20 protein-coding genes and 4 tRNA genes are annotated in these 21,694 nt (G+C 40.2%); 1 reads left to right on the top strand and 23 read right to left on the bottom strand.

Annotated elements, in window-relative coordinates; all coding sequences use genetic code 11:
* Window positions 1-83 precede the first annotated feature (83 nt).
* The gene (locus J2S10_RS20685; RefSeq protein ID WP_307411728.1) at window positions 84-854 is read left to right on the top strand and encodes a glycoside hydrolase family 75 protein; all 771 of its coding nucleotides are present in this window, start codon (window positions 84-86) and stop codon (window positions 852-854) included.
* Window positions 855-968: 114 nt separating this feature from the next.
* On the opposite strand, the gene rlmH is transcribed toward J2S10_RS20685, so the two are convergent.
* The 23 genes from rlmH to J2S10_RS20800 form a co-directional block, all read right to left on the bottom strand.
* The gene (rlmH, locus tag J2S10_RS20690) at window positions 969-1,448 is read right to left on the bottom strand and encodes a 23S rRNA (pseudouridine(1915)-N(3))-methyltransferase RlmH (protein WP_307411732.1); all 480 of its coding nucleotides are present in this window, start codon (window positions 1,446-1,448) and stop codon (window positions 969-971) included.
* Window positions 1,449-1,549: 101 nt separating this feature from the next.
* Window positions 1,550-1,708, bottom strand: a complete 159-nt coding sequence (locus J2S10_RS20695; RefSeq protein WP_307411735.1) for a CxxH/CxxC protein — start codon at window positions 1,706-1,708, stop codon at window positions 1,550-1,552.
* 138 nt (window positions 1,709-1,846) lie between these two features.
* Window positions 1,847-3,085 (bottom strand): S1C family serine protease, encoded by a 1,239-nt coding sequence (locus tag J2S10_RS20700; RefSeq protein ID WP_307411738.1) that lies wholly within the window; start codon window positions 3,083-3,085, stop codon window positions 1,847-1,849.
* Between the two features lie 185 nt (window positions 3,086-3,270).
* Window positions 3,271-4,065 carry an MBL fold metallo-hydrolase gene (locus J2S10_RS20705; RefSeq protein ID WP_307411741.1) on the bottom strand — a complete coding sequence of 265 codons (795 nt, stop codon included), beginning with the start codon at window positions 4,063-4,065 and terminating at the stop codon, window positions 3,271-3,273.
* A 6-nt stretch (window positions 4,066-4,071) separates the two neighbouring features.
* Window positions 4,072-4,866, bottom strand: a complete 795-nt coding sequence (locus J2S10_RS20710; protein ID WP_307411744.1) for a two-component system regulatory protein YycI — start codon at window positions 4,864-4,866, stop codon at window positions 4,072-4,074.
* On the bottom strand, window positions 4,853-6,175 hold the full coding sequence (locus J2S10_RS20715; RefSeq protein ID WP_307411747.1) for a YycH family regulatory protein: 1,323 nt from the start codon (window positions 6,173-6,175) through the stop codon (window positions 4,853-4,855). The genes J2S10_RS20710 and J2S10_RS20715 overlap by 14 nt, the downstream gene beginning before the upstream one ends.
* A complete protein-coding gene (gene walK, locus J2S10_RS20720) occupies window positions 6,172-7,998 on the bottom strand; it encodes a cell wall metabolism sensor histidine kinase WalK (RefSeq protein ID WP_307411874.1) in 1,827 nt (608 codons plus the stop codon). The genes J2S10_RS20715 and walK overlap by 4 nt, the downstream gene beginning before the upstream one ends.
* Before the next feature lie 8 nt (window positions 7,999-8,006).
* A complete protein-coding gene (gene yycF, locus J2S10_RS20725; RefSeq protein WP_307411750.1) occupies window positions 8,007-8,717 on the bottom strand; it encodes a response regulator YycF in 711 nt (236 codons plus the stop codon).
* 178 nt (window positions 8,718-8,895) lie between these two features.
* On the bottom strand, window positions 8,896-9,447 hold the full coding sequence (locus tag J2S10_RS20730; RefSeq protein ID WP_307411751.1) for a peptidoglycan DD-metalloendopeptidase family protein: 552 nt from the start codon (window positions 9,445-9,447) through the stop codon (window positions 8,896-8,898).
* A gap of 387 nt (window positions 9,448-9,834) precedes the next feature.
* Window positions 9,835-9,907 (bottom strand) — tRNA-Phe (locus tag J2S10_RS20735).
* Between the two features lie 7 nt (window positions 9,908-9,914).
* Window positions 9,915-9,991: transfer RNA gene (locus tag J2S10_RS20740), tRNA-Asp, on the bottom strand.
* 72 nt (window positions 9,992-10,063) lie between these two features.
* Window positions 10,064-10,135, bottom strand: a tRNA-Glu gene (locus J2S10_RS20745).
* Between the two features lie 14 nt (window positions 10,136-10,149).
* Window positions 10,150-10,225 (bottom strand) — tRNA-Lys (locus tag J2S10_RS20750).
* 267 nt (window positions 10,226-10,492) lie between these two features.
* Window positions 10,493-11,785 carry an adenylosuccinate synthase gene (locus J2S10_RS20755; RefSeq protein ID WP_307411754.1) on the bottom strand — a complete coding sequence of 431 codons (1,293 nt, stop codon included), beginning with the start codon at window positions 11,783-11,785 and terminating at the stop codon, window positions 10,493-10,495.
* A gap of 194 nt (window positions 11,786-11,979) precedes the next feature.
* Complete coding sequence (gene dnaB, locus J2S10_RS20760) at window positions 11,980-13,344, bottom strand: replicative DNA helicase (RefSeq protein ID WP_307411756.1); 1,365 nt, start codon at window positions 13,342-13,344, stop codon at window positions 11,980-11,982.
* A 152-nt stretch (window positions 13,345-13,496) separates the two neighbouring features.
* Entirely contained in the window at window positions 13,497-13,946 is a 450-nt protein-coding gene (rplI, locus tag J2S10_RS20765; protein WP_307411759.1) for a 50S ribosomal protein L9, read from the bottom strand.
* Complete coding sequence (locus J2S10_RS20770) at window positions 13,943-15,916, bottom strand: DHH family phosphoesterase (protein ID WP_307411761.1); 1,974 nt, start codon at window positions 15,914-15,916, stop codon at window positions 13,943-13,945. The genes rplI and J2S10_RS20770 overlap by 4 nt, the downstream gene beginning before the upstream one ends.
* 26 nt (window positions 15,917-15,942) lie before the next feature.
* On the bottom strand, window positions 15,943-16,887 hold the full coding sequence (locus J2S10_RS20775) for a YybS family protein (RefSeq protein ID WP_307411764.1): 945 nt from the start codon (window positions 16,885-16,887) through the stop codon (window positions 15,943-15,945).
* Between the two features lie 121 nt (window positions 16,888-17,008).
* Window positions 17,009-17,251 carry a 30S ribosomal protein S18 gene (rpsR, locus tag J2S10_RS20780; RefSeq protein WP_307411879.1) on the bottom strand — a complete coding sequence of 81 codons (243 nt, stop codon included), beginning with the start codon at window positions 17,249-17,251 and terminating at the stop codon, window positions 17,009-17,011.
* A gap of 59 nt (window positions 17,252-17,310) precedes the next feature.
* Window positions 17,311-17,829: a single-stranded DNA-binding protein gene (gene ssb / locus J2S10_RS20785; RefSeq protein ID WP_307411767.1), complete on the bottom strand. Its 519-nt coding sequence runs from the start codon at window positions 17,827-17,829 to the stop codon at window positions 17,311-17,313.
* A 75-nt stretch (window positions 17,830-17,904) separates the two neighbouring features.
* Window positions 17,905-18,192 carry a 30S ribosomal protein S6 gene (gene rpsF, locus J2S10_RS20790; RefSeq protein WP_307411771.1) on the bottom strand — a complete coding sequence of 96 codons (288 nt, stop codon included), beginning with the start codon at window positions 18,190-18,192 and terminating at the stop codon, window positions 17,905-17,907.
* 228 nt (window positions 18,193-18,420) lie between these two features.
* Window positions 18,421-19,521: a redox-regulated ATPase YchF gene (gene ychF / locus J2S10_RS20795; protein WP_307411774.1), complete on the bottom strand. Its 1,101-nt coding sequence runs from the start codon at window positions 19,519-19,521 to the stop codon at window positions 18,421-18,423.
* Between the two features lie 120 nt (window positions 19,522-19,641).
* A complete protein-coding gene (locus J2S10_RS20800; RefSeq protein WP_307411777.1) occupies window positions 19,642-21,648 on the bottom strand; it encodes a molybdopterin-dependent oxidoreductase in 2,007 nt (668 codons plus the stop codon).
* Window positions 21,649-21,694 lie beyond the last annotated feature (46 nt).

Genomic DNA, 21,694 nt, shown 5'->3' on the forward strand with positions numbered 1-21,694 from the left:
TGATCAATGGAGGATATATTTACCACAAGATCAACTGGAAAACCTGATTGAATAGCCCCTTGTCCAGAGGGAGGATAGATTGGATGAATGACAGTGAATATGATAATTGGGATAAAAAAATAACGATAATTGAAATGATTTATGATGCCAATTTGGATGTAGATATACCAATTTGCAAAATACGAGATAAAAAGGGTTTTTTCTTCACGAGCAAAATGGATATTGATGCTGATGGTGCCTATAGGGCATGTCATCCGAATGATATTGGTTTTGATTCTTTTGGAAATGTCTGGTGGTCACTAATCCCAGACCCTGAAAATCCAGGAGATTATATTAAACAGAAGTCAACAGATCCTGCTCCTGGCTATTATGTTATCCAGACTTCTCTTGAATTTATTTTCTATGATGAAAACGATCCTAAAAGATATGTTGATTCCGAAACAATTCCCTATTTTGTACTTCCCTATCCTTCATATACAAGTTGGGGAACTAAATCCTTCGAGGAGGATGTGGTTCTTGGAGACATTGGTATGGTCTATAATAAAGCCAACGGACGAATGGCATTTGCCATATTTGCTGATGCGTGGCCCACCGATGAGGCAGGGATAAGCAGGATAGGGGAAGGATCAATAAAACTGGCTTGTCTTCTGGGGATGATGGGAAATCCAAGAAATGGCGGAGGCACAACAAAAAGGGAAATAGTATATCTTGTATTCCCAGGTTCAGGTGCAATGCGGGAAGAACCAAATAAACCAATAACAATTGAAGAAATAGATAGAATCGGAAAGAGAAAGTTTGAAGAATGGGGAGGGATGGAGCAGCTTAAGTCTATCTTACACCTAGCCAATATTTAAGGCGTTAAACTCATATGTGAATCTAAAAAAAGCTGTAACATACAAACTCTTGTGTGTTACAGCTTTCCCCTAAGAAACATGTTATTCAATTTTTTGATTAATTAATAACCTCATTTACTTATGGTATGGTTCCCCGCGATTAATCCGATAAGCCCGATAAATCTGTTCCACAAGGATCAGCTTTATGAGCTGATGGGGGAAGGTCATTTTTGAAAAAGACAATTGTTCATTCGACCTTTTCAATACTTCCTCACTCAACCCTAATGATCCACCAATGATGAAGGCAATTTTGCTTTTTCCGTATGTAGCTAATTTATCCAATGTATTGGCAAGTTCTTCTGACGATTGCATTTTCCCGTTTATCGCTAAAGCAATCACATATGTGTCTTGGCTAATCTTTGCTAAGATCCGTTCACCTTCTTTTTGCTTTACCTGCAGCATTTCCAGCTCGCTTAATTCTTCAGGGGCCTTTTCATCTGCAACCTCGGTAATCTCCACCTTTGCATAGGCCGATAACCGCTTTAAATATTCATCAATACCGAGCCTCAAATATTTCTCTTTTAATTTGCCGACCGTTACAATCGAGATATTCACAATCCACAACCCTTTTCAAAATGATTACAAACAGCTTACAAACAAGATATCCACAGAAGTTATCCACATGTCCACAATTTTTATCCACATCTTGTATGGGATCACTCGTTCGCCACAACATATGTAGCCATATTTCGACAATATTCACAGGTTGTTGATAAGTTATCCCCAGGAATTTTTGTTAATAACGGAAATGTTTCATATTCATCCACAATCGTATCTAAAGCAATATCCACATGTTCCTCACAGCAATAAATCATTTTCCACTTCACCTTCCGAACTAAATAATTTTCCATTAGCTTTATTTTATACTTTTCATTCTGCTACCATACAAAAGCAAGATTCCTCAATCATATTACCATAGAAAAAAGCAGGAACGTCACATTCCTGCTTTTTTCCTATTTTTGCGAAGAAGTATCCGCAACTAGTTTTAAGGTTGTTTCTTGTAATTTTCCTGCCCGGTAAAACTTTACCTTCATAGTTTCGCCAATTTTCTTCTTCTGATACAGATGCTTCCGAAGATCGATGACATCATTTATTTTTTCTCCATCCAATTCAACTATCACATCCAGCTCTTTCAAACCTGCCTGAGAGGCCGGCGAGTTTGGCACTACCTGACGAAGAGCTACTCCATAGGTGACATTTCCGGGAAGTTTAAGAGCTTCTTGCTGATAGTAAGCAGGAATTTCCGAAACTGATTTCAAATCGACTCCCATATATGGGCGCTTTACACTTCCATAATGCTCAAGGTCGTTAATAATTGGCTTTGCCGAATTAATTGGAATCGATAAGCCAATTCCTTCAACCGACTGTTCGGAAATTTTCATCGAATTAATCCCGACGACTTGACCAGCAATATTGAGTAACGCACCGCCACTGTTACCGGGATTAATGGCAGCATCTGTTTGCAAAACCTCTGCTTGCCAATCCACCACACCATCTCCATTAATGTCTACCGGAATCGTCCGATTGAGCCCTGATATAATTCCCTCAGTTACCGAGCCAGAGAAGGTCGGACCAAGTGGATTTCCAATTGCAATCACCGGTTCCCCTAATTTTAAGGCATCAGAATTACCGAATTCTGCAACCTCTTTCACTTTGCTTCCGTCAATTTCTAACACAGCTAAATCGGTCCAGATATCAGTTCCAAGAAGTTTTGCCGGAATCTTTGTCCCATCGTTAAGGCTTACTTCTAGTTTAGTCGCACCTTCCACAACATGATTATTGGTGACAATAAACGCATTATTTCCTTCTTTTTTGTATATAACACCAGAGCCCGTCCCTGCAGCCTGGTCGGAGCTTTTTCCACTGTCAGACCAAAAATTTGTTGATTGGATATTGGTGATTCCAACTACGGCACCACCGGTTTTTTCAACAGCTTTCGTGGTATCAGTGCTAACCTTAACTGAAACCTGTTCAGTGTTGATCCCTTGATTATTATTATTCGTTTCTGTACCAAGATTTTGGCCCGTTTGAATTTTATACGGAAGTAATCCTTGGTTAGACAATGTTGGAATGGCAAGAACAACTACTAGTGCACCAATAATTGCACCCGCTAAACTAGAAATAAAATACCTGCCTTTGCTTCCTTTCTGTTCCTTATAGCGCCCCTGTGAATGATCATCATAATAACCCACTTTACACCATTCCTCTCTTTCGAAAAGATTGCTAATTACTATTTTGGCTTATAAAAACAATTATACTCCTTGATATAAAAATTTATAAAATTCTTCCAATTTTTTTCATTATAAATAAAGAGTGAGGAGGCTTAACAGCTTCTTCACTCTTTATTCCCGGATTATTTCATTGTATACATGAATCTCTATACTGCGGTCAATATCGTCGGTATTTTCGGATCTGTATCGTAAAGCTCAAACTGTTCGCCAACAATTAAACCTTGGCTTTGCAGTGTTTGTGTTACTGACATTCGCGCCAAGTCTTTCATATTATTATCAAGGCTTAAATGGGCAAGGTAGACCCTCTTGGTGTTGTCGCCGATTACTTCACTCATGGCAATTGCTGCATCTTCATTGGATACATGCCCGACATCACTAAGGATTCTTCGCTTGATGTTCCATGGATACCTGCCCATTCTCAGCATCTGGACATCATGGTTCGATTCAAAAATATAAGCCTCGGCATTGGAGATAATCCCTTTCATTCTGTCGCTGACATACCCTGTGTCTGTGATCAAAACCAGCTTCTTCCCGCCATCATGAAAAACGTAAAACATAGGTTCAGCCGCATCATGTGATACCCCAAACGATTCAATGTCCGTTGCTCCGAAGCTTTTTACCGTTTCCATATTAAAAATAAACTTTTGGTCAAGAGGTATTTCACCGACTAGGCCATCCATGGCGCGCCATGTCAATTCATTCGCATAAACAGGCAATTTATATTTGCGTGCCAGCACTCCAATTCCTTTAATATGATCACTGTGCTCGTGAGTGACGAATATACCGGTAAGCTTACTAATATCACGGTCAATTTGTGCGAAAAGGGCTTCCATTTGCTTCCCGCTAAACCCCGCATCTACGAGAAATGAATGTTCATCAGACTCCACATAAAGGGCATTCCCCGTACTGCCGCTTGCTAAGACGCTGTAACTTAATGACATACTATTTCACTCCACTGACTTTTTTTCATCGCTATTAAATTGAATAATCTGCCCCTCAAACGCATTAACAAAGAGACTGTCTTTATCATCCACCACAAATCGCCATGTCGGTGCTAAAACCTGTGAGGCTGCAAGCTGGATTATGGTCGAATACCCGAGCTCAATTTTTGTAATTTTGCTTTTAGGCTTCAGCAAGCCCTTTTGATGCAATGTTTCAATTGCCTTTAATGGCGGGAGTATTTCCTCTTTTGCCGTAAGTTTGTCAATCTCTTCAAGATAGGTTTGTTCATAGGAAACAATTTGATTATCTGAATTAATCTTGAAGGTGATCATCCCATTAATATTTTCATAAAATGGATAATTATCATTTTCTTGAAAATAAGTAATGGTATTCAATTTGTTGCTTTTCTCCCAAAATTGATAATGATCACCGTAAAGAAGGTTGTCCTTTATAAAGGATGAAAGGTCCGAAGGCTCAAATTTTGAGCTAATTTGCACTGGTTTTTCTAATACGGACTCAATCGTCGTTCCATCCTTTACAGTAGCCATTTGTCCCTTTAGTTTAGCGATATCACCTTTATTGAACATTTTTGGTTTTGCGCTTAAATATTGATCTTTAATCACAGCTTTAGGAAGGTCTACATACTGAATTTCATCAGCTTTTAGTTTTTCTTCGACAGAGGCCTCCGTAATCACTTCATACTTATTGGCATCACGGTTTTTCAAAAATTGGTATAAGAGATAAACATCCAGAATTAAAAAGGTTATGATAAATATCGTTTTAATTTTACTCCAATCCATGTTTTAATCCTCCCAGGTCATCCATTGAAAGCTGCCCCCATGTTTTATCATAGCGGTAATACCAGGCAGGTTCTAAGAGGATTAATTTCTTTTCTTCTGAATCTCTTCCCATTTGATAGCCCAAAACCAGGTCCTCAAGGAGTTCGGGCCTAAAATTCTTACGGCCTTGCAGTAACTTCAGTACATCATGACCGGAGGGAAGGGTCATCTTTTGCATTTCCGTCCTTAATGGAAGCTCCAATGAAATATTTGGCCGGACATATTTATTAATTTCGTCCTTGCCCCAAACCTCTGTGATTTCCGAAAGGCCTGTTTCATTAAATACTGGAAATCCATCAATACTGTATAGTCTGAAGGTTACAGAGCCGTTCGTTTCATTTTTAGAAACGTAATGATAAGAGTCTGACCATCCGCCATGCTCATTGACAAAATCAATACTTCGCTTTAACAGCTCATAAGGTTTTTCAATATAATCATTCTCTGCAGTCGGATTAACATAAATCAGCATATTGCTGCTGTTATTCACGGTCATTTTACTTGAACCGTTTGTGTACTCTTCCCCTTGCTGGATAAAGCTTTTTTGAACAAAGCTCGGGTCGCTGAATAGGGCATCTTTGAAATCATCCGATGGCAGTGTAACCGGCAAATATTTATACTCCATCATATCCGTTTCCTTCTCAGGTAAAAAAATCGTTCGCTTATCGCTTAAATTATAAGCAAAGTAGCGTGGAAACCGTTCTGCATTTTTATAAAAGTTATGATTAAAATTACTGAGATAGGCAGGCGATATATGACTTATATAAACCTGCTGATTGACAGAGGAAACAAAATATACAATTCCGTTTTCTTTGTCAGAATTCTCAACATTGATGATAATCCGATCAAAATTAAAAGAAGGGATCTTTTTTTCCTTGAAATTTAGAACGTTCCGATATAATTCAATCGGTACCTCACCGGGAAAGGCAATTTCAGTGTTGCCATTTCCTTGAGTCAATTCTTTAAAATTGCTGACTTTATCGGTGTAATTTTTGACATCGTAGAAAGACCATAAGCTTAATTCTTTAATGATCTTTTCAATATCCGTGTTACTGTTGGTCCCGTAATGTGCACCCTTAATATGGTAGAGAATCTGATCGGGTGTGACAATTTTTTGTACTTCTTGTTTTTCACTTACATTGACCTCTGCTACATAATTACTGTTTTGCATCGTTTCATAATTGGGCTGATACGTCCAAAGGTTCCAAGTCAACACAATACTCACCAACACGAGTATCCCTAAAATAGCTGATTTTATTTTTTCGTATCTCATGACCATTCATCCTCTTCAAATCGCTCATAAGGCAGTGAAAAGGAGATAACCGTCCCTTTTCCTTCTACACTCGTCGCCCATATCGCCCCGCCATGCGCATTCACCATTTCCTTCGCAATAGCCAGACCAAGCCCGGTTCCGCCCAATTTACGGGTCCTTGCTTTATCAACCCGATAAAAACGGTCAAAAATCTTTCCGATATTTTCTTTTGGAATCCCCATCCCTTCATCGGAAATGCTGACAATGATTTTTTCCTCTTCTTCTTTAATAGAGAAGCTGACTTGTCCGCCTTCCGGTGAGTACTTGATGGCATTTGAAATAATATTATAAAGTACCTGAGTCATTTTATCTTCATCGATTTCAACAAAGATGGCATGCTTTGGCAGCTGTCTTTTGAAGGTCACATTTGAATTCTTTGCCATTTCCAATCGATCAATAATTCGATCAAAGAAAACAACAAAATTCACCCACTCTTTATTAAGCCGATAATCCGTGCTGTCCATTTTCGAAAGCTGGAGCAGATCATTAACCATCCGAATCATTCTTTCGGTTTCCGTCTTGGTTACCTCTAAAAATTTCGGGGCTATTTCTTCATCTTTCCAGGCTCCATCAGCAAGGGCCTCTAAGTAACTTCTCATTGAAGTTAACGGCGTTCTTAGCTCGTGTGATACATTGGCCACAAACTCTCTTCGCTCGGCATCGATTTTTTCCTGTTCGGTAATATCATGAAGAACAGCAATTAAGCCATTCACAAATCCGGTTTCTTTTTGAATAACGGAAAAGTTAGCTCGGAGAATATAGCGTTTTGCTTTTGTACTGTAATCCAAGATTAAAGAATCATTTTCCTCTAGTAAGTCCTCAAAGGAATTGGTATCACTTAACCCCAATAAAGAAACAATTGGCTGTGAGAGAACTGTTTCACGTGAAACATCCAGCATTTCTGCCGCAGGATCGTTAATTAAAATTACCCGGCCCTTTCGATCGGTCGCAATCACGCCATCCGTCATATAAGAGAGGACAGACGAAAGCTTTCTTCTTTCTCCTTCAGTCATTGCCTGCGCTTCCTGAAGCTTTTTCGTTAGATTGTTAAAGGTAATCGCTAATGTACCTATTTCATCATTGCCATACACTCTTACTTTACGTGAAAAATTCCCCTTTGCCATCGCCAGTGCCTGCTTTTTCATGTCCGCAATGGGTCTTGTAATGGTTTGGGCTAATAAAATACCCAGAACAGCGGTTATCGATAAGGCGATCGCTGTACCTGTTGCAAAAATCCGATTAATCGTCTTCATTTGTTCGAAGACACTTTCTATTTTTGCGACAAGATAAATTGCGCCAATCACTTTTTTACCCGATTTAATCGGAGTGGAGAGGACCCAAATTCGATGTCCTGTTCTCGGGTCAATTAAAATATTACTTTGGTCTTCTTCTAAGACCAAGGATTGTTTGATTCTAAGATCTGTAGTCCTTTGGCCTACCAGTCCTTGATTATTAGGATCCGACGTTCCAATAATCTTTAATGATCTGCCATCAATTACCCGAACTTCAGAAATGTCAACAGCTGAAAAGTCCCTAAGAATTTTCTTTACGTCTGCTTCAAGTGTCGGATCTTCAGTTGTCCGCTCTTTTTCCATCTCTTGAACAATATTATAAGCAAGCAAATTAACACGTGCTTTTAATGAAGTCTGGAAATTCGTCCTTAAGGTTTCTTCAAGCTGTTTGACAAAATACACTCCAATAATTTGCATGGCAACTAAAATAAGCAGGACATAGATGATGACAAATTTAACGTGTATTGAACGAAAAAAACCGACTTTTCTCATCAAGGCAATTACTCCTGATCAGGATTCCGCAAATAGTATCCCACACCTCTGCGAGTGACGATCCATGTTGGATGACTCGGGCTATCCTCAATTTTCTCCCGTAACCGCCTGACCGTGACATCGACCGTTCTTACATCACCGTAATAGTCGTAGCCCCAAACGGTTTGTAATAAGTGCTCCCTCGTCATGACCTGCCCAATATGTTTGGCCAAATAATAAAGCAGCTCGAACTCACGGTGAGTTAATTCTATCGTTTCACCACGCTTTGAAACGACATAGGCATCAGGATGAATAACCAGGGAGCCTATTTCAATTTCATTCGTCTCCGTCTCAGCATCCGGTTGGGAAATGATTTGCTGATGACGGCGTAAGTTTGCTTTAACCCGTGCAATTAATTCCCTTGTACTAAAAGGTTTCGTCACATAATCATCCGCGCCAAGTTCAAGGCCCAGCACCTTGTCAATTTCAGAATCTTTTGCCGTCAGCATAATAATTGGCATCTCGTATTTTTTACGGACTTCACGGCAAACTTCCATTCCGTCTCTTAGCGGAAGCATGATATCCAGGAGAACTAAGTCAGGCTGGATTTCTTCTACCATCGTTAGCGCCTCCATACCATCATAGGCGCAATAAACATCATAACCTTCCTTTTTTAAGTTAAACTGCAAAATATCCGCAATCGGCTTTTCATCATCGACAACAAGAATTTTCTTTTCCATACCTATTGCTCCTTTATATTAAAAATATCTATTGATTCAAAAACGAATAACAGTCATACCTACTCTATTTTACTTTACCATTTTATGAGCTTTAATTCATCTATTAACAGCAGGTAGTAATTGTAAGAAGAGAGGGAGGCGCCTTTTTCCGACAAATATAAAAAGTCTCCAGCATTGACTAGAGACCTTTATTTTTATTATTTGAGATAAGAAAGCGGTTTTGTAAGCCCCCGTTTTTATGCACTTCAAAGTGTAAATGTACTCCGGTTGCATCACCGGTTTGGCCCATAATTCCTATGCTCGAACCCTTTTCCACGGATTGACCGGCCCTTACACTGATGGATGCTAAGTGACCATAAATAGTTTGGAAACCATTTTGATGGTCAATTACAATCATATTTCCATAACCGCCGTTATCCCAGCCTGCTGAAACAACAATACCATTATCAGCAGCTTTAATTGTTGGATTACTTGGCCTGGCAATATCAATTCCCTTATGCATTTTTCCCCATCTGAATCCCATTGGGCTTGAAACATAGCCGCCTGCTGTCGGCCAGGCAAAGGTTCCCTCACCGCGTGAAGAAATAGCTCTGGTTCCGTTCACAATAATTTGATTTATGGACGGCACGAGAACCTGCTCGCTGATTGCGTCCTTCATGACTGTTGTTCCGTTTTGTTCTGATATATGATAGGTAACATCCTTTGAACCATTTTGACCAACCTGTTTCACCTTTGTCTCGCAAAATCTCTAAAACTAGTTCTTTATATCTACGAAAGAATATTCCGGAATTTTAACTACTATACTTTAACATAATCTTTATTAAAAAATTTATCAGTCGCTATAATGTAACAAAATTGTATAATAGCTGACATTTTTTGATGTTTATTAAAAAGATAACAGTTAAAATTTCATGCGGTTTTTTGAGGGAAGATAGGTTCTAATACCTAAAAATAAGGATTTTTTAGAAGTTTAAGAGGAGTGACTTCATTTTACAAAATAGGACAAATTACGCGGTATATTTGCAAGTTACTGGATTCTTCATTACAAAGGCATTACATCGTTTGGAAAATAAAGGCACAAAAAAAGAAGCTTACATTCGGAAGCTTCTTTTTGGGATGGCTCAGGACGGAATCGAACCGCCGACACAAGGATTTTCAGTCCTTTGCTCTACCGACTGAGCTACTGAGCCACTTTTATGGCGGTCCGGACGGGACTCGAACCCGCGACCTCCTGCGTGACAGGCAGGCATTCTAACCAACTGAACTACCGGACCAGATATAAATAAATATGGCAGTCAGCAAGGAGACCGTCCTTGCCAGTCGCTTACTGACCAGCCAAATGCCGATGACCCCTACGGGATTCGAACCCGTGTTACCGCCGTGAAAGGGCGGTGTCTTAACCGCTTGACCAAGGGGCCATACATTATTAAAATGGTGAGCCATGAAGGACTCGAACCTTCGACCCTCTGATTAAAAGTCAGATGCTCTACCGACTGAGCTAATGGCTCATACTTATTATCGTACACAAATCTTTGTCAGATGCCCCCGCCTCAGTAAGCTTATTCAAGCTGCGGCTCGGCGTGTGCCCTGATGGTGATTCTTGGAAGCTTATTCGATCGTGCTCTACCAACTGAGCTAATGGCTCTCAAACTTATCTCGTTTGTGACGACGCTTTTTATAATATCACAGAAAATAAAAATTGCGCAATACTTTTTTAATAAAATTTTTCAAGAAATATAAAAACCCTCCTGAAAGGAGGGCTTTATTAGTAATGATTAAATCTGTCTCCAAGGGCTGCGAACTACATTTGTTTGGTTGCGGTCTGGTCCGACAGAGAAAGTTGTTAATGGAATCCCTGTGAGTTGTGTGACACGTTCTACATAATGCCGGGCATTAACAGGTAGTTCATCTAATGATTTGCAGCCTGTAATATCTTCTGTCCAGCCTGGCAGTTCTTCATAAACAGGTTCACACTCAGCTAATACCTTTAGGCTTGCCGGATATTCTGTAATATGTTCACCTTTGTAGCTATAAGCAGTACAAATCTTTAGTGTTTCAATACCTGTTAAAACGTCAATTGAATTGAGGGACAGGTCCGTTAAACCGCTAACGCGGCGGGCATGACGGACAACGACGCTGTCAAACCAGCCGACACGGCGGGGACGTCCTGTTGTTGTACCATACTCGCGTCCTACTTCACGAATCTGATTACCGATTTCATTATTTAATTCCGTAGGGAATGGTCCGTCACCGACACGGGAAGTGTACGCTTTACAAACACCGACCACATGGGTAATTTTAGATGGACCAACGCCGGAACCGATGGTTACTCCGCCGGCAACCGGATTAGATGAAGTAACAAATGGGTATGTCCCTTGGTCAATATCAAGCATGACGCCTTGTGCGCCTTCGAAAAGAACACGCTTGCCTTCGTCCAAAGCATCATTTAACACAACAGATGTATCACAAACATATTGCTTAAATTGTTGCCCATATTCATAATACTCGTCTAAAATATCTTCTTTCTTAAAACCTGTCGTCTCATAAATCCGTTCGAACAAGCGATTTTTCTCTGCAAGGTTTTGCTCAAGCTTTTCTTCAAACACATCACGTTCCAATAGATCCGCAATTCGGATTCCGACACGTGCTGCTTTGTCCATATAAGCAGGGCCAATCCCCTTTTTGGTCGTTCCGATTTTATTTGCACCTTTACGATCCTCTTCCACTTCATCGAGCTTTAAGTGGTAAGGTAGAATTACATGGGCACGATTACTAATACGTAAGTTATCTGTAGTAATCCCTTTTTCATGTAAGTAAGCCAATTCTGCAATAAGTGCCTTAGGGTCGACAACCATTCCATTACCGATGACGCAAATTTTTTCTTTATAAAAAATCCCTGATGGAATTAAATGCAATTTGTAGGTTTCGCCATTAAACTGAATGGTGTGACCTGCATTATTGCCTCCTTGATAACGGGCAATCGTTTCTGCATTTTCAGAAAGAAAATCCGTTATTTTTCCCTTTCCTTCGTCTCCCCACTGTGTACCAACAACCACAACTGATGACATTAAAGGCACCTCCGAAATTTATGCTTCAATTTAATTTTCTAATTTAATCCATAGATAGTTTACCAATTATTCGGTGAGAAAGTCAACAAAACACGAACATTTTATATAAAGCTATAAAAATATGTTCGTAAAATACTAATTTAGAACTATATCAAAAAGGCTAGCCTCTAAAATTCAGGCTAGCCTAATCCTATTTATGCTCCAGGAGGGACGGCAGAATCATCAAAGCGCCTCTCCAAGTTGACGAATTTATTATATTCCTTTACGAATGCCAGCTGTACCGTTCCGGTCGGACCATTACGCTGCTTGGCAATAATGATTTCAATAATGTTCTTAGCTTCGGATTCCTTATCATAATAGTCATCACGATATAGGAATGCAACGATATCAGCGTCCTGCTCGATACTACCTGATTCACGGATATCGGACATCATCGGACGCTTATCCTGACGCTGCTCGACACCACGCGAAAGCTGAGAAAGGGCAATGACAGGCACTTGAAGCTCACGGGCTAACTGTTTTAATGACCTGGAAATTTCGGATACTTCCTGCTGGCGGTTTTCACCGGACCGGCCGCTCCCTAAAATTAGCTGCAAATAGTCGATTAAAATCATTCCTAAGCCGTGCTCTTGCTTTAATCGACGGCATTTGGAACGAATATCGCTGATTCTCACACCAGGAGTATCATCAATAAAGATCCCACTGCTTGCAAGACTTCCCATCGCCATCGTCAGCTTGCCCCAGTCTTCATCGGTCAGTGACCCAGTACGAAGCCTTTGGGCATCGATATTTCCTTCAGCACATAAGAGACGCATAACTAGCTGCTCAGCGCCCATCTCAAGACTGAAGATTGCAATATTTTCACCTGTTTTTTTGGCAACATTTTGGGCAATATTTAAAGCAAACGCTGTTTTACCTACAGAAGGACGGGCGCCGACAATGATTAAGTCATTGCGCTGGAATCCTGCTGTCATCCGGTCAAGTTCAACAAATCCAGTCTCAAGCCCGGTAATATCACCAACCCGGTTATGCATGAGCTCAATATTGTCATACGTACGCACAAGAACATCCTTAATGTTGTGGAAAGCACCGGCATTCTTCCTTTGTGCCACTTCCAGGATGCTTTTTTCCGCTTCACTTAATAATGCTTCTACTTCATCCTCACGGGAATACCCATCGGAGGCAATTCCGGTAGCCGTCCGAATTAAGCGTCTTAATAAGGACTTTTCTTCTACTATTCTAGCATAATATTCAATATTTGCAGCCGTCGGAACCGAGCCGGCAAGATCGCTTAAATAACTGACACCGCCTGTATCTTCTAATAGCTTTGCAGCGGCAAGCTCCTCGGTAACGGTGATAAGGTCAACTGCCTTACCAAGGTCGTTCAGCTTTAGCATCACATTAAAGATTTTTTGGTGGGCAGCACGGTAAAAGTCTTCAGGGATTAAGATTTCAGAAGCCATTGTTAATGAAGATGGTTCCAGGAATATAGCACCTAGAACAGCCTGTTCAGCTTCAATGTTTTGAGGGGGCAGGCGGTCTGCATATAAATCGCTCATATATCAAAAACCTCCTATTTAGAGGATCATTTATTAAAGAATTAAAACTATCATATCTCAAAAAGAAAAAAGTGACCAGTTCATACCGATCACATCACTTGTTTAACATTTATTATTTTAACATGTTTGTCAGGAAATTCGAACTGGCAAATTTAGTTTCCTTCTTTAACATGAACTGTTAATGTTGCTGTTACATCATGATAAAGCTTCACAGGAATCTTGGTGTGGCCAAGCGTACGAATTGCATCCGTCAATTCCATTTTCCGCTTGTCAATTTTAATGCCATGCTTCTTTTGCAGTTCTTCGGCAATTTGCTTTGTTGTAATAGAACCGAATAATCTGCCGCCTTCACCTGCTTTAGCTGTTAACTCCACCGTAATTTTATCCACTACTTCTTTTAATTTTTTCGCTTCAGCAAGCTCTTCGGCTGCAAGCTTTTCTTCTTTCTTCTTTTGCGCATCCAGTGTACTGATATTTGTCTGATTCGCTTCTTGCGCCAGGCCCTGCTTGATTAAAAAATTATGCGCATAGCCATCGGCAACATTCTTGACCTCACCTTTTTTACCTTTACCTTTAACATCTTTTAGAAAAATTACTTTCATTCCTTTTTCACTCCTTCAAAATAATCATCAATTGCCAGCTTTAATTGCGCTTCTGTTTCTTCAATTGTCAGCCCTGAAATCTGAGTGGCGGCATTTGTTAGATGGCCTCCGCCTTTGAGGCTTTCCATAATGATCTGGACATTGACTTTTCCCAAAGACCTGGCACTTATTCCAATTACTTCTTCGCTGCGCTTCGATATCACAAAGGAAGCTATCACACTATCCATCGTTAACAACGTATCTGCCGCTTGAGCGATCATTACTTGATCATGGTATTCATCTTCATTTCCTTTGGCAATCGCAATACCTTCCCGATAAAAGGAAGCAGATTCTATTAACTTTGACCTTTTTATATACGTTTCTACATCTTCCCTCAAAAACTTTTGAACAAGAATGGTATCAGCACCCTGGCCCCGTAAATAGGCAGCAGCATCAAAGGTCCGTGCACCGGTCCGTAATGTAAAGCTTTTGGTATCGACAATAATACCCGCTAAAAGTGCTGTAGCTTCAATCATTTCAATTTTACCGCGTTTTGGCTGATATTCAAGAAACTCCGTTACCAATTCCGCAGTTGAGGATGCATATGGTTCCATATAAACAAGTAAAGGATTTTTGATAAAATCCTCACCGCGGCGATGATGGTCAATTACCACGACATTATCGATTTTATTTAACAATCGCTCATCCATTACTAAAGAAGGCTTATGTGTGTCGACAATGACAAGCAACGTTTTATCCGTTGCAATGTCTAAAGCTTCTTCAGGACCGATAAAGTGTGCAAATAATTGTTCCTGGTTACGGATTTCTTCCATTAGCCGCTGCACACCGGTATCCATTTCCTGAAAATTAACAACGATATAGGCGTCCTTGAGATTCATCTGTGCCACTTTATAAATACCGATTGATGAACCGATTGAATCCATGTCAGGATTCTTATGTCCCATGATAATCACTTTATCACTTGCAGTAATAAGATCCTTCAATGCGTGAGAAATAACCCGGGCTCTTACTCTTGTCCGTTTTTCAATCGGGTTTGTTTTCCCGCCGAAGAATTTCACCTTGCCATTTGGCTGTTTGATGGCCACCTGATCACCGCCCCGGCCTAAAGCTAAATCAAGGCTTGACTGAGCAAGGATTCCCAGTTCCGGCAAGGAAGATAAACCTGCGCCAACCCCGATGCTTAAGGTAAAGGACACATTTTGTTTTGATGTCATTTCTCTTACATCATCAAGAATCGAAAACTTTCCTTTTTCAAGAAGCTGAAGAATTCCTTCATTAAAAACGGCAATAAACCGTTCTGAGGAAATTCTTTTGATGAAAATCCCATTATCCTGAGCCCATTTATTCAAAATTGAAGTGACCATGTTATTGATGCTTCCGCGCATCTGGTCATCCATTCCTTGGGTTAAATCATCATAATTGTCTAAAAAGATAATTGCAATAGCCGTTCGCTCTTCATGATACATTTTTTCAATTTCAGTTTGCTCTGTTACATCAAAAAAGTAAAGTAATCGTTCCTCACGTTTATGTATCACGCGAAATTTCCGGTCATGCAGTGTAATAATTTCTGTTTCTACTTCCTGTTTAATTAATGGAATAAGGGCGTCTGCAATATCATAAAGTGATCTTCCTACCAGTGTATCCTCATCAAAGCACGATGAAAGAAAGGGATTTGTCCACTCAATATAATACTCATCATTAATCAACATAATCCCAATCGGCATTTCCATAAGAGCTTCTTCGCCAACTCGTTTCACCCGATAGGAAAGGGTGGAGATGTATTCCTCCATTTCCTTCCTCTGACGCTGCTCAATGACAAACATATAATAGATAGGGAAAAACATTAATAACAGTCCGGCCAAACTTAAAATCCTGTTATATAGGAATAGGATGATGAGCAGCACCACTGTAACGCCAACTAACCCGTAAAAAGGGTAGCGAATCGACCGCTTTTCTAAAAATGCAGGCAAAGTTTTCAGCTCCTAAACAGTAGTCATCATTCTTTTTTAACAAAACGCTTTCTTAAATCAAAGCCTAAGTCCATTATACCTAATATCCCTACGATATAAAGCAAAAATGGAATCACGAATGAGATAATAGCGATCGGGATGGAAGCTGATTTTGCCATTCCTCTTTGATGGAAGAAAAAGAACAGTAATGAAAATCCTTGGATGACCATTAAAAAAAATAAGATATAGGTAAGATTTAGTAACGCGCTATGCCAATAGGTTCCAACCTGGGGATGTACCAACAAGCTTGCTGCCATCGTAAATAGATAGTACCATAATAAGCTTCTTGGCAAAGAAATATCTCGAAAAGCTTTCAAATTCTCATATTTGACTCCAAAACGCTTTAAAATCGGAAAGGAAACGACTTGAATAATCATGACGGCGAAAAAAGAAGTAATAACAAACAATGTTGGAATAAGGGTCTTTACTAAATTTAATCCCGAATTCATTTGATCCAGCATTTTTTTATAATCACCTGGCTGGCCCATTTTCTTGACCATGTCAGCGGACATATTCATAGAGCTTCGTACAAGATCAATCATCTGCTGAATCATATCAACATGGAAAAAGTAAATACTTACAATATAAATCACGATAAAATTTGCCAAAAAGACCAATGAACCTGAAATGAATATCGTGATACTGTTTTTCCTTTTTTGAATAAGCATTCCCATCACTGCACCCGTTAACCCATAGGGAATGGTTATAGGCAGTGATAGGATTGATCCCACAAGAAATGAAAGTAATAAGGAAGCGATCACGAAAACGGCCGTACTTTTCCAGTCATTTTTTGCAGCAAATAACATAAAGGGCACAGGTAAAAATAAATTGATGACCATGCCAATTACCGGGATATAAAATGTTATTAATAACAGAACGGAAAATACAGCTAAAAGAATGGCTCCTTCTGTTAGTTTACGAATATTTTTCACTAGTTCACCTCTAAATTTATTCAATCCTCATCATTTAATTTTAGCCAGATATCGGCAGCTATTCAACAAAATCGATAAGAAAAAAGACAGCAAGGATCATACCTTACTGCCTTTCCTTCTATTATTCCCCTGCAACGTATGGTAATAATGCCATCGTACGTGCACGTTTAATCGCAACAGATAATTTCCGTTGGTATTTAGCGTGTGTACCTGTTACACGGCGCGGTAAAATCTTTCCGCGCTCAGAAATGAATTTTTTTAGTAAATCCACGTCTTTATAATCGATATTGGTAATACCATGTGATGTGAAATAGCATACTTTCCGGCGTTTTGCACGTTTGCCGCCGCCTCTGCGTTCTCCCATTGCCATGAATATTCCCCTCCTTCATTATTCTTATAGTTTACCGTTCATGAATGTTTTCTTTAAAATGGCAGATCGTCATCAGAGATGTCAATTTGGCCATTTCCTGCAAACGGATCTTCATCCATTCGTGTAAAACCTTTATTTTGGTTTTGATTCGGACGTTGATTCTGATTGCCGCCGCCATAGGAATTGCCTTGCGGTTCCCGAGGAGGAGCTCCGTAATAATCGTTATCCGTCCTGCCTCCGCCTCCGGAAGAGTTTTTAGGTTCCAGGAATTGTACACTTTCTGCTAAAACCTCTGTAACATAGACACGCTTACCGTCTTGTCCTTCATAGTTACGGGTTTGAATACGGCCATCAACGCCCGCCATGCTGCCCTTTTTCAGGAAGTTTGCCACATTTTCTGCAGGTTTCCGCCAAACAACACAGTTAATAAAGTCTGTTTCCCGTTCACCTTGCTGATTTGAAAATGGACGGTTAACTGCTAAGGAAAAAGATGCAACAGGAACCCCATTTGGTGTATAACGCAGTTCAGGGTCTTTCGTTAAACGGCCGACAAGTACGACACGATTCATCATCAGAATCAACTCCTTTTCTTCCGGCACAAATGTTTCATGTGAAACATCTGCATTGGAGAAATTAAATTTTTTATATTATTGTTCTTCTTTGATTACGATATGGCGAATGATATCTTCGTTGATTTTTGCTAAACGTGAGAATTCCTGTACAGCAGCAGCCGAAGATGTTGTTTTAGCGATTTGGTAGTATCCGTCGCGGAAATCATTGATTTCGTATGCAAGACGGCGTTTGCCCCAATCTTTCGTTTCTGCAGTTTCCGCACCATTTTCAAGAAGAATGTTGTTAAAGCGTTCAACAAGAGCTTTCTTTGCTTCCTCTTCAATATTTGGGCGGATGATGTACATAACTTCGTACTTTTTCATCACTGTCACCTCCTTTTGGTCTAAGCGGTCCACGAATGGACAAGGAGCAATATTTCATTACTCGCAAGTAAAAAGTATAGCATAAGTGCTGCTGAGAATCAATGTTCTTCACGGTTTCGCCACTTTTTAGGATCTAAAAAACTCTGCAAAAATGCAGAGCTTAAATTAATATGATTTATACACTTTGAGAACGATCCAGCTCCAGCGCCTAGCCCCTCGAGGTCACTTTTATACGTTAAAACGGAAATGAATAACATCGCCGTCTCTGACTATATATTCTTTTCCTTCTAAGCGTACTTTTCCTGCTTCTTTCGCAGCGTTATAACTGCCTGCAGCTAATAAATCATCGTAAGAAACGGTTTCAGCACGAATAAATCCGCGTTCAAAATCGGAGTGAATGACTCCGGCACACTGAGGAGCCTTCATTCCATTCCTGAACGTCCAAGCACGCACTTCCTGCACGCCTGCGGTAAAGTAGGTTGCTAAACCAAGCAAGCTATAAGCAGCCCGAATTAATTGATCAAGACCTGACTCTTCGATACCGAGCTCAGATAGGAACATTGCTTTTTCTTCCCCTTCAAGCTCAGCAATTTCTTCCTCAATTTTGGCACAAATCACGATTACCTGTGCATTATCAGCAGCAGCAAACTCTCGGACCTTTTGAACATATTCGTTTCCAGATGGATCGGCAATATCATCTTCACTAACATTTGCCACATATAGGACAGGCTTTATTGTTAAAAGATGGAGGTGTTTAACCAATTTCATTTGCTCTTCCGTAAAATCAACAGTACGGGCAGGTTTTTCTGCTTCAAAGGCATCACGGAGCATTGCAAGTACTTCAAATTCCGCAGCTGCATCTTTGTCTTTCTGCTTGGCCAATTTTTCAACACGGCTAATTCGCTTTTCAACGGATTCCATATCAGCAAGAATTAATTCCAGGTTGATTGTTTCAATATCATCGATTGGATCGACTTTACCGGACACATGGGTAATATTATCGTCCGCAAAGCAACGGACTACCTGGCAGATGGCATCTACATCACGGATATGTGAAAGGAATTTATTTCCTAATCCCTCACCTTTACTTGCACCTTTTACAATACCTGCAATATCGGTAAATTCAAAAGCGGTTGGGACCGTTTTTTTCGGTTGAACAAGCTCGGTTAATTTTTGTAAACGATGGTCGGGAACTTCAACGATTCCTACATTGGGATCGATTGTACAGAAAGGGTAGTTTGCGGATTCAGCCCCTGCTTGGGTAATTGCATTAAATAAAGTAGACTTACCGACATTCGGCAATCCTACGATACCAGCTGTTAAAGCCATTTACTTCACTCCTCAGAAAAAAAAATCTATTTAAATAATATTAGTTCAAAAATAATAAAAAGCCTCCCACAATTATAGGCATTTGTAAGAAAAAAGACAACCGCCGCTTTGCGGCGGCAGTCAATAAATTTTTTCAAGATTAACGAGACAATCGTACAGCGCGCTTCCAAGTCCATTATCAGATTTCCCCGAGGAGGTTAGATTATTAACAGGTCCCCCGAATTGCCGCCAAATTCCTTCATCGATATTAATCGTATTCGGATGGGCTTTTTGTAAAATGGAGGCATAACCTTTTACCTCACCCCGATCATTCCACACCCTTACAAAATCACCCTCATGCACGTGCAAGCTTCCAGCGATATTTTCAGCAATTTCCACCTTTACCTGAAGTTTGGATGAGAAAAGTTGATAGTTCTGTGAGTGATTAGAACGTAATGGATGAATTGTTAAAAGACTATAAGGGTACTTTTTTGCTAGGTCTGGATTATTCCAGCGTGATTCCTCAGGTACAGATAACTTTAAAAGACCACTGTCACCCTTTAGCTGACCTAAACTTGATGTAAATTCAAATTTGCCGGAAGCCGTCATGAATTTCCGGTCCTGCCACGGAATATAGGCAACAGGTAATTCCAGTGTGTGCCGTTCTTTTAGTTTTTCAAGGGTTAACCCTTTCACTTCCAATGGTTTCAGGTACATCTTTAACCATTGTTCCCGGGCAAAATGGAAGTCCTCACCAAAGCCAAGCCTGGCCGCTAACTGTGTCCAAATCCATAAATCGGATTTCGTCTCTCCGGGTGGAGAAACAAGCTTTGGCCCGTAGTTTATATAGTGATGGTACATAGACGAATAATAGAAATCTTCTTCCTCAAATACAGTTGTTGATGGCAGAACATAATCAGCAACCTTGGCTGTATCCGTCATAAATTGCTCAATAACCACAAGGGTATCTACTGAACTGAAGGCTTTTTCTACCACATTTGAATCCGGAACTTGGGTAAGCGGATTACCGCATGTTACAATAATCATTTTTATTTCCGGATCGACTGCAGCCAGTATTTCCTCTGCCTGCTCCATAATTGGAAACTGCCTGTGAAACTCTTTTCGGCTATTGAGAGCTATTTCCTCACCGCCAAAGCTTTGCCCGACCTGAAGATTGGCATAGTTCGCACCGCCGCCGGCAATTCCGATATTCCCGCTAACAGCCACTAATGCATTAAGTAAACGAATGGTATTACCACCATTTTTATATCTTTGTAAACCAAGCCCCATAAAGGTTGATGTTGGCTTTTCGGCATAAATGCGAGCCAGCCTGCCCATCACTTCCACCGGTACTTCAGTCATTTCACTAAGTTTTTCCACTGATATACTATCAAGAAGCTGCAATAAATCAGCAAACCCATGTGTGAAATGGTCAATAAACTCATTATCTTCGATGCCTAAACGGATCATTTCCTTCAAAATTCCGGCAGCTACTAATCCATCCATACCGGGTTTAACCGTTATATATTCATCCGCGATTTTTGCAGTCGCATTAAAAAGCGGGTCAATGACATATATTTTTACCCCGCGTTTTTTTGCTTCAAGGAGTTTTTCATAAAAATGCATGTTGGTCCTGGCGACATTTCTCCCCCAGATCACGATATTTTTACTATGAAAAATATCATTGGGTTCATGTGAATATGCATTCCCAAAATCCCATTTTTGTGCCTCAATTCCTGCTCCCCAGCAGAGAGAACCGTACAGTTCGGTTACTCCGCCATAGCAGTTAAAAAATCGCCGGTCTAAATTTTTCAAGATACCGTTATTGGCATAATCATGGCTATGCAAAACGGCAGTCGATCCATACTTTTCTTTTATATCTTTTAATTTAACCGCGATTTCATCAAGAGCCTGCTCCCATGAAATTTGCTCAAATTTCCCGTTTACTTTTTTTAAGGGGTTTAATAACCGCTGCGATGAGTTTGTCCTTGTTTCCAGCATTCTGCCCCGGCCGCATATTTTCCCTTGCGTGATGGGATGGGAGGGGTCACCCTCTACTTTTACCACCTTATCGTTTTCAATTGTTACCTGAAAGCCGCAGCTATCCCAACAATTTAACGGACAAGCCGATTTCAAAACCTTTGACAAATTCTCCACCCCTAACATAAATACATTCTATATCTACTTTTAATAA

The organism is Neobacillus ginsengisoli, assembly GCF_030813055.1.